Origin of the sequence: Komagataeibacter saccharivorans, from assembly GCF_003207825.1 — a bacterium.
GTDB lineage: Bacteria > Pseudomonadota > Alphaproteobacteria > Acetobacterales > Acetobacteraceae > Komagataeibacter > Komagataeibacter saccharivorans.
This window is the reverse complement of the sequence record NZ_NKTY01000045.1, coordinates 1-8,996: the sequence shown is the minus strand read 5'-3', so window position 1 is coordinate 8,996 and position 8,996 is coordinate 1. Positions and strand designations below refer to the sequence as shown.

The following is an 8,996-nucleotide window of genomic DNA, read 5'->3' as shown; positions in this document are numbered from 1 at the left end:
ATCCTCTTCTTGACCGCCCGCCCGACTACGCCTGAAATAGCAGCTGGCTGGGTCAATTCCTGATGAAAAACCCGGGTCAGTTCTCAGTGAAAATCAACACCTTTGGCGCGATAGCGGATCACCACGGCCGTCAGGGCTGCCCGGTCACGCCTGTAATGCTCATAGACCCACTGGATGACCTGCTCGCGCCGTGCATGTTCGAAGTCCACATCGATATCCGGCGGCTCGCCGCGTTCTTCGGAAACAAAGCGCTCGAACAGCAGCGAGTTTCGGGCCGGATCAATGGCGGTGATGCCCAGCACATAACAGACCGCAGAATTGGCCGCCGAGCCACGACCCTGACAAAGAATGTTCTGGCTACGGGCATAGCGGACAATGCTGTTCACCGTCAGGAAATACGGCGCATAATTCATGCGGCCGATCAGGCCGAGTTCATGGTTCAGGCTTTTGCGGACCTCCTGCGGAATGCCCTCTGGATAGGTCCGTGTCGCACCTTCCCATGTCAGAGCCTCCAGCGCCTGCTGCGGCGTCTGACCGGGCACGGACACTTCATCGGGATACTGGTAGGCCAGATCGTCGAGTGAGAAGCGGCAGCGCTTCACAATGTCCATGGTGCGGGCGACCGCTTCAGGGTAACGGCTGAACAGCCGGGCCATCTCCTGCGGTGGCTTGAGATAACGGTCGGCATGACGTTCGCGGACGAACCCGGCCTCGTCGATGGTCGTGTTGTGGCGGATGCAGGTCACAACATCCTGCAGGATGCGTCGGTCATGGGTATCGAAAAGAACGTCATTGGTCACAACGGTTGGCACCCGTGCCTGATGCGCCAGGTTTGCCAGTTCATACAACCGCATCTGGTCATTGGGGCGACGCAGCAGCGTCAGCGCCATATAGGCCCGGTCGGCAAAGGCGTCCTTCAGCTTGCGCAGATGTAGGGCGCAGGCATCATCCGCCGTGTCCGGGATCATGACGACAATCAGGCCTTCACCCCAGGCGACCAGATCCTCCCGGAGCAGATGGCATTTCCCTTTCCCGGCACGGGCCTTGCCGAGGGTCAGCAGGCGGCAAAGACGGCCATAGGCGGCCCGGTCCATTGGGTAGACCAGCACGGGCGGGAAATCCGCCAGATCGAGACGGCATCCCACAACAAGGCGGAGCCCGACCTCTTTTGCCGCGACATGGGCCTGCACCATCCCGGCCAGAGAGTTGCGGTCACAGATGCCCAGTGCCTCGATGCCAAGGGCCTTTGCCTGCGTAAACAGTTCGATCGGGGAAGACGCCCCGCGCAGAAACGAGAAATACGTCGTCACCTGCAGTTCGGCGTAGCGCGGTGCCGAGGAGTTCATCCAAAGATCCCGTGGAGAAACCAGCCCTGCGAGCCGGTTTCGCCATGCTCGCCATCGCCGGCCCGGTAGAGCCAGAACCGTTCTCCGCTGGTGTCCTCCACCCGGAAGTAATCCCGGGCGATGGTCAGTTCGGCGTCATTCTTCCACCACTCGCCAAATACCCGCTCCGGGCCGTCAGCGCATTTCACTTTCCGTCGCACACCACGCCAGATGAAGAACAGCGGTGGCTGGTCCGGCAGCTCCGCCATGGCCTGCACCGGTTCCGGTCGTGCCAGCAGCCGGGTGGGTCGAGGCCAGTGCTCCGGCCAGTCCTTTGTCTCCTCGGGGGCCAGCGCGGGCACGCGGCAAAAGGAGCGTTCGGGCAGATCGCTTTCTACCGGGGCAAAACGATACAGCGCCTGCATGCCGACACGGTTGGCCAGTATGTCGACCAGATCGGACACATCGGCTTCTTCCTCTGCAATCAGGGAGGAGACCGTCTGCCGCCGGTCCATGGGCTCCGCCAGGGACGCGATCAGTACCATGCGCTCGATGCCGAAACCCGGATTGATCGTTTCGATTTTCTCGCACAGCAGCCGCGTCAGGCGCTTCACATCGCGTACCGGCATGGCGGTCGCCACGCGGATCGCCTCGGTGCGGCTGTCCACCCGATGCAGCAGCAGATCAAGACGGCGCACACCCTGCCCACGTTTGTCCAGTCCCTGGCAGAGCGGCGGCACCAGTTTGCCGATATATTTGGCGATGGTTTCGGCCGCGCCGATCGGCTCGGCGAAGTTCCGGCTGACCTCGATCGGATCAACCGGGCGGACTGGCACGATAGCTTCACCAATATGCCCGAACGCCTGATCCAGCCTGCGGGCGATGTCGGGGCCAAACCGCAAGGCCAGCGGTGCGCGGGGCATGGCGGCCAGTGGTCCGATGCGGGATACGCCCAGCGTGGCCAGACCCTCAATGATAGGTGAGGGCAGGCGGAGAGCGTCAACGGGCAGATCAGCCAGAGCAGAGGTCGTTTTATCTGAAGGGACAACAGCAATCGCTAACCGGCCATAGCGAGCCAGTGCGTGGGCCGCCCCCCAGGTGTCCGCGACTACGGCCCGAGCGCAAAAACCGGCTCCCGCCATGCGGTGGACCATATCCTTGAGCATGGGAAGTTCGCCACCATGCAGGTGATCCGCCCCGGTCGTGTCCAGCACCAGCCCGTCCGGCGCATCGACGGCCACGATGGGCGCGATCCGGTGCTGGAACCACAAAGCGAGTTTTTCCAGTCCCCGCCGGTCGCCTTCGGGATCGGCATCCATCAGCACCAGATCGGGATAGAGCGCCTGGGCCTTGGCCACCGGCGTGCCGGGGCGCAGCCCCAGCTTCCGGGCGGCGAGATCGACTGACAGGACAACCCGCCGCTGTCCTTCACGCCCGGCCAGCGCCAGCGGCGTCTCAGGCGCGGGCGCGTCTGGCCCAAGTCGTTTCCTGATCCGGTCGGTCGGCCAGAGTGGCAGGTAAAGAGAGACGACCCTTGCCATCACAGGCCTCCACTTCAAAATCGGCACATTCGCCTGCGCGGGCGCGGATCAGTTCCAGCAGCCAGCGGGGACGGCCCACACCGGGCACCGGCAACGGCACGGAAGGCAGGACGGACACCCGCCAGCGTGTCACACTGGCAGTCGGCTGTCCGAAATCTGCCGCATCCGTCTGCCGTCGCCAGCGTCGGATGGCGATGCCAAGCGAACCAGACGTCTCGGCCGCCAGTTGCAGACGGCGGGATGCGGTCATGGACAGGCGCGCCACCTCGGCGACCACGGCCCCAAGGCCGCCATGTCGCAGTCCTTCCTCGAAGCAGGCCAGCACATCGACGTCCGAACTGGCCTCGACAAAAATGGTTCGCCGTGCCGACAGCCCAACCTGTTTCAGGGAAGGGGCGAACACATCCTGACGGGTGACGATCCACAGCACCTTGCCACGCGTGCGGGCTGCAATCCCGGCGCAGAACTGACCGGCCGCCGCACTGTGCAGCGCGTCGTTGCCTCCGCCTGCCACTTCATGCAGGGCGCCCAGCGCCAGACCGCCACCGGGCAGGCGACTGTCGATCTCGCGCATGCCAAAGGGCAGCATCCTGCGGCGTCGGTCGCTGTGCCCTTCGAGACGGCTGATCGCGGCCCGCAGCGTCTCCAGACCGGGTTTTTTATGGGTTTCAGCAGTCATGTCACGGCTCGATGTCCCTTGTGCAGGCGGATTTCATGATTATATGTTCGTGATTTGTTCCGATAGGGCGATGGAAGTCAATGCAAATTCGTGCTGCCTCAGGCATGATGCAGGGCGCATAACCACCCGGAATTATTGGTGAAGGTATCTTAAGGAATTGAATTCAGAGACTTCTCCCGTCCTGGACCACGACGATTATCTGTCCCGTCTGAATGACGCGCAGCGGCAGGCCGTCACGCACGGGACCGGAGTCCCGGCAGGCGGGGCGGATTCATCCCCGCTGCTGGTCATCGCCGGTGCCGGATCTGGCAAGACCAACACGCTGGCGCACCGGGTCGCGCATCTGATTGCCTCGGGCGCTGATCCGCGTCGTATCCTGCTGCTGACCTTCTCGCGCCGCGCCAGTGTCGAGATGACGCGCCGGGTGGAACGCATCTGCAAAACCGTGCTGGGCGACAGGACCGGTCCATTGGCCGACGCGCTGGCCTGGGCCGGGACGTTTCATTCCATCGGTGCACGGCTGCTGCGGGAATATGCCCAGCAGATTGGCATGGACCCGGCGTTTTCGATCCATGACCGCGAAGATTCCGCTGACCTGATGAATCTGATCTGCCATGACCTGGGGTTTTCGAAAACCGAAAAGCGGTTTCCCGGCAAGGGCACGTGTCTGGCCATCTATTCCCGTGTGGTGAATTCCGGCGCGCCGCTCGCCGATATGCTGATGAAGCACTATCCGTGGTGCGCGGGCTGGGAAGCCCAGCTCAGACAGCTCTTTGCCGGCTATGTCACGGCGAAGCAGGAGCAGGGCGTGCTGGATTACGACGATCTGCTGCTGTGCTGGGGGCAGATCGTCAGCGATCCGGTTCTGGCCGCCGATATCGGCGGCAAATGGGATCATGTGCTGGTTGACGAGTATCAGGACACGAACCGGCTGCAGGCGGACATTTTGATGGGCATGAAGCCCGACGGTCGAGGCCTGACGGTGGTGGGTGATGACGCGCAGAGCATCTATGCCTTCCGGGCCGCGACCGTGCGCAACATTCTTGATTTTCCAGTGTCTTTCGATCCCCCGGCGCGCATCGTGACGTTGGATAGGAACTATCGTTCGACGAAACCCATTCTGGATGCGGCCAATGCCGTGATCGGTGAGGCGGCCGAGCGGTTCACCAAGGATCTGTGGACCGAGCGGGCTTCGGAGGAAAAGCCACGACTGGTCACCATCTGGGATGACACGGCGCAGGCCAACTATATCGCGGATCGGGTGCTGGAAGAGCGTGAGGCCGGGACACCGATGAAGCAGCAGGCCGTGCTGTTCCGGGCTTCGCACCATAGCGGCACGCTGGAGGTGGAACTGACCCGACGCAATATTCCGTTCGTGAAGTTCGGTGGCCTCAAGTTTCTCGACAGTGCGCACGTGAAAGATGTGCTGGCTCTGCTGCGCTTTGCCCAGAACCCGCGGGATCGCATTGCGGGCTTCCGGGTGTTGCAGCTTCTGCCGGGCGTGGGGCCGGGTTCAGCCCGGCGCGTGCTGGATACGATGGGCGAGAGTGCCCATCCGTTCGAGGCGTTGAAGGATGTGGAAGCGCTGGGAAGGGGTGGAGCATCGCTGTCTGGTGCCGCTGACCGCCTTCTCGGAGCCGGAGCGCCTGCCTGACGGGAAATCGCAGCCGGTGTGGTTTGCCCGCAGCAACGGAGAACCGCTCGCCTTCTTTGCCGGAATCTGGTGCCGGTGGACGTCGGTGCGGAAACTGGCGGATGGAGAGACGACGGATGACCTGTTCGGTTTTCTGACCACCGAGGCTAACAGGGAAGTGGGCGCGATCCATCCGAAGGCCATGCCCGTCATTCTGAGGCAGTCAGACGAACTGGATGTTTGGATGAATGCGCCTGTCAGCGAGGCTTTGCGTCTTCAACGCCCCTTGTCGGATGGCATGCTTGCTTGTGTCGATCCCCTGCGGCCTTTGGGATGATAGTGGGGGAGAGCGCTCTGTCTGCTTTCCGACTGTCCGGGTCTAAAGCGGGCGTCTCCGCCAATCCCGAGGCAGTTCAAACTGCCGTTCTTCGATCCTTCCAGCTGACGTCTCTGCACCCCCCTATTCGGGCCTAACGTACAAGGGTTCTGGAAGGCGTTCCAATTTGTGGGTCGAAACGCCATAGCTCTTGTCTGCTTCATGCTCGGCCAGATTGCCGCCCTCGCTTGGCGAGAATAATTTCTAACTATGCCCAAAAAAATACACTACAACTGCATATAACAAAGTCATATAATAAAAACTGTCGACCATGACAGTAATTCGCAACATATGTTCTGTTATTTTTCGCTGATTTTGACCCCAAAATTCTTTTATAAAATAGATGCTTGCTAATGAAAATATAAATAAAAAAACAATAAATATCCACATATGCCACGTTGTTGGTAGAGAACTGGAAATCCACCTATATAAAAATGGTGCAGTTATCGCAATCTCAGCAGCCAATAAAATAGAGAGTTTGTAAATTCTTTCTTTTGTACCTGTTTCAGAAGTTTTGGCTATTTTAGCTAGCGGGATTCGAACTAGAAATCCCAAAACTGAGAAAGCTACAATCCAAGCCATGGCTTTCAAAGCTGGGTGCCATGTACTAGGAATTAATCCGTTAAATATGCCATATATTTTATCGTTTGTTATATAAATCGTTGAAATAGTTATAGTAATTATAATCGGCATCAAAGTAGATAATTCAAATTTGCTAACCTTGCTGATGATAGCATCGGAAGTCGCAGGGTCATCCCTAAAATCCCAACGGATTGCTTTTTCATTTGAAATCCTAGAAGTAATTCCCTTAAAAACCGCCCAAGATCCTGATAACAGTAAGAGGCCTGTTGGATGTAGCCATGGTAGATGTGAAATTAAGGCATTCTGGATGGGCATTAATAATAATTCCTCGTTTAATGCTTGGAAGATTGCTCGCTGCTCTAGCGAGGGCACTTATCATCACACACGATGGTGATGACCGCCACCAAGAAGTCAGGTGTTTAATTCCGGCAATTGATACTCGCGCTCCCCGATAGTGCCTCATCTCTCTCGCCAGTCACGCAGACCAATTTTCACTGGGGCGAAAGCGGATCCTCACCAGGGGGCTATGCCTGCCTCATCTGAACAGCGCGGAATTGGAGGAGACTATTTCTCATGCACTATGATCCACGGCCGCTTTGGGAAAGCATGAGGGCACTCCTTGGTTTCCGCCTTTGTAGGCGGAAGCGGACATAGCTCTGGATGCATAAGCTTTACGCTTTATGAGGGTAGGGGGCATTTATTTCAGTAAGAGGTCATGCGTGTGCCGAAAAAAGTTCATTAAAACAGCCTATTAGACCCGCTTCGTTCTCAACTTGCGGTTGCCGCAAGTTGAGAACCAATCCTGTCCCCGCAACCAACGATACTTGCGATACGAACGCATCGAGAACGCCACTGTCCGGATGGACCGTGGCGTTTTTCTTGTGCGCCGCAAACTGCAGGATCGCCGCCAGATCGCCGCGCAGGATGATCGCCAGTTCGCCGTCGGCCGGCTGGAGCGTGATCTGCGAGACAAGCGTGCGCAGACGCTCGGCCGCCTCGGTCTTCGTCTCTTCGGCCTGAAGGCTCTCATAAAGAGACGCGATCCGCTGCTGATAGATCTCCGCCATATTCGGATGGAGAAGGAGAGGCGGCTCTTCGGTATTGGCAAGACGCTCTGTCACTTCGGCCTTGCGTGCTTCCAACCGCTTCATGTCATCGACAATTGCCTGGATTGGTCCACCAGCCTTGAGCGCAGTCAGAAGTTTTGCCAGTTCCCGATCAATGCGGGGCAGTTCTGCTCGCATGGCAACCAGATCGGCACCGTGTTCCATCCGAAGCCTGTTCACCTCGCGGGTGAACTCGTTGCAGAACTCCCTGAACAGCTCCGGTTCCATCAGGTGCGTGCGCAATCCACTGAGGACCGATGCTTCCAGCGCATCGCGACGGATGTTGAGACGGTTGTCACAGGTGCCCTTATTGCGCGCCGTCGAGCAACCAAGCAGATCTTTCGAGATCATGCTGTACCCACCGCCACAGCAGCCGCAGCGGATGAGCCCGGCAAAGAGGTGGCGAGGACGGCGCCGGTCATTGAGGGCTTCGTTTCCCCTCTCTGGCTGGCTGAAGGTTGTTTCGGCCTGGCGCGCCTTCACGGCATCCCATAGATCCTGCTCGATGATCCGCAATTCCGGCACGTCCTGAATCACCCATTCGGATTCAGGATTAAGGCGTGAAACGCGCTTGCCGCTATCGGGATCTTTCAGATAACGCAGCCGGTTCCAGACCAGACGCCCGACATACATCTCATTATTCAGGATGCCGGTACCACGTTCCCGATTGCCGTGAATGGTGGACGGTCCCCATTCGCGTCCCTGTGGACCCGGAACGCCGTCCCGGTTCAGTTCCATGGCGATCGTGCGCGACGACTTGCCCCGTGTGTAATCGGTGAAGATCCGTCTGACTGTGCGCGCTTCCTCCTCGTTGATGGTCCGGTCGCCCCGGATGCGCTCGCCTTTGGCGTCAAACTGGCGCACAACGTCATAGCCGTAGGAGTTGCCGCCGCCGGACTTGCCGTCCTCAATACGCCCGCGCAGCCCTCGCCGAACCTTCTCGGCCAGATCCTTAAGGAAGAGGGCATTCATGGTGCCCTTGAGCCCGATATGCAGGTGGGTGACGTCGCCCTCGGAGAGGGTGATGATCCGCACGCCGGCGAAGGTCATCCGTTTGAACAGGCCAGCGATATCTTCCTGGTCGCGCGACAGCCGGTCGATGGCTTCGGCCACGATGATCGTGAAGCGGCCGCGCGTAGCGTCCTGGATCAGTTCCTGAATACCTGGGCGGAGCAGGGAGGCACCGGAGATCGCCCGGTCGGTATAACTGTCGACGATCGTCCAGCCCTGCTTTTCGGCGTGAAGCCGGCAGAGGCGCAACTGGTCCTCGATCGACGCATCGCGCTGGTTGTCGGATGAGTAGCGGGCGTAGAGCGCGACTTTCACAATCTCATCTCCCTAATCCTGGAGATCGCGTCGCCTCGCGGCCTCCACTTCAGCGTTGACGAAATCCCGTGCGGCCTGACGGGCCAGAAGCCGGACCAGACTGACCAGCCGAGGATCGGCTCCACTGCGTAATGGGGTCACGTTGGCGTCCGGGGCGTCGAGAACGAGCCGCATCTTGCCCGCTATCGTATCGCGTTGGCGTGCCATCTTCCCGTCCTTTCTGCATGGACCTTTGGTTAGTGCCCTTTTGGAAATTCGATATGATGGCTTTTCAAGCGGGTTTATGCGTGATTCAAACTCAGGATGTGGACGCCAGAACAACGAGACCGAATGGCCAACATTACGCGCAAGACGAAACGCTATCCATCTGATCTGACCGATGAGGAATGGGAGCGCATAGCCCCCCTGATGCCGCCTGCGAACCGGCG

At 59.2% G+C, this 8,996-nt stretch carries 7 protein-coding genes and 2 pseudogenes; 3 read left to right on the top strand and 6 right to left on the bottom strand.

Annotated elements, in window-relative coordinates:
- Positions 1-98: 98 nt before the first annotated feature.
- From CFR79_RS14700 to CFR79_RS14690, 3 genes and pseudogenes are all read right to left on the bottom strand, one after another.
- Positions 99-1,346: pseudogene (locus tag CFR79_RS14700) on the bottom strand (PHP domain-containing protein); the annotation flags it as partial.
- Positions 1,343-2,866, bottom strand: a complete 1,524-nt coding sequence (locus CFR79_RS14695) for a DNA polymerase Y family protein (RefSeq protein ID WP_258373648.1) — start codon at positions 2,864-2,866, stop codon at positions 1,343-1,345. The gene CFR79_RS14695 and the pseudogene CFR79_RS14700, both read right to left, overlap by 4 nt.
- Complete coding sequence (locus tag CFR79_RS14690; RefSeq protein ID WP_110548403.1) at positions 2,781-3,545, bottom strand: ImuA family protein; 765 nt, start codon at positions 3,543-3,545, stop codon at positions 2,781-2,783. The genes CFR79_RS14695 and CFR79_RS14690 overlap by 86 nt, the downstream gene beginning before the upstream one ends.
- A gap of 157 nt (positions 3,546-3,702) precedes the next feature.
- Between CFR79_RS14690 and CFR79_RS14685 the strand changes: the two genes are divergently transcribed.
- Together CFR79_RS14685 and CFR79_RS14680 are read left to right on the top strand one after the other, a co-directional pair.
- A complete protein-coding gene (locus CFR79_RS14685; protein ID WP_258373647.1) occupies positions 3,703-5,199 on the top strand; it encodes an ATP-dependent helicase in 1,497 nt (498 codons plus the stop codon).
- A pseudogene (locus tag CFR79_RS14680) lies at positions 5,123-5,515 on the top strand (SOS response-associated peptidase family protein); the annotation flags it as partial. The gene CFR79_RS14685 and the pseudogene CFR79_RS14680, both read left to right, overlap by 77 nt.
- A 243-nt stretch (positions 5,516-5,758) precedes the next feature.
- Here the strand turns inward: CFR79_RS14680 and CFR79_RS15745 are convergent.
- The 3 genes from CFR79_RS15745 to CFR79_RS14670 all read right to left on the bottom strand — a co-directional run bounded on the left by CFR79_RS15745 (position 5,759) and on the right by CFR79_RS14670 (position 8,775).
- The gene (locus CFR79_RS15745) at positions 5,759-6,451 is read right to left on the bottom strand and encodes a hypothetical protein (protein WP_146220157.1); all 693 of its coding nucleotides are present in this window, start codon (positions 6,449-6,451) and stop codon (positions 5,759-5,761) included.
- A 398-nt stretch (positions 6,452-6,849) separates the two neighbouring features.
- Entirely contained in the window at positions 6,850-8,568 is a 1,719-nt protein-coding gene (locus CFR79_RS14675) for a recombinase family protein (protein ID WP_110548402.1), read from the bottom strand.
- A 12-nt stretch (positions 8,569-8,580) separates the two neighbouring features.
- Positions 8,581-8,775 (bottom strand): hypothetical protein, encoded by a 195-nt coding sequence (locus tag CFR79_RS14670; protein WP_110548401.1) that lies wholly within the window; start codon positions 8,773-8,775, stop codon positions 8,581-8,583.
- 96 nt (positions 8,776-8,871) lie between these two features.
- On the opposite strand from CFR79_RS14670, the gene CFR79_RS14665 reads away from it, so the two are divergent.
- The coding region (locus CFR79_RS14665) for a transposase (RefSeq protein WP_146220156.1) at positions 8,872-8,996 on the top strand (125 nt) is incomplete at its 3' end.

What these genes read in the sequence shown, in the direction of transcription:
- CFR79_RS14695 (WP_258373648.1), bottom strand. Translation starts at nt 2,866, where the DNA reads ATGGCAAGGGTCGTCTCTCTTTACCTGCCACTCTGGCCGACCGACCGG.
- CFR79_RS14690 (WP_110548403.1), bottom strand. Translation starts at nt 3,545, where the DNA reads ATGACTGCTGAAACCCATAAAAAACCCGGTCTGGAGACGCTGCGGGCC.
- CFR79_RS15745 (WP_146220157.1), bottom strand. Translation starts at nt 6,451, where the DNA reads ATGCCCATCCAGAATGCCTTAATTTCACATCTACCATGGCTACATCCA.
- CFR79_RS14670 (WP_110548401.1), bottom strand. Translation starts at nt 8,775, where the DNA reads ATGGCACGCCAACGCGATACGATAGCGGGCAAGATGCGGCTCGTTCTC.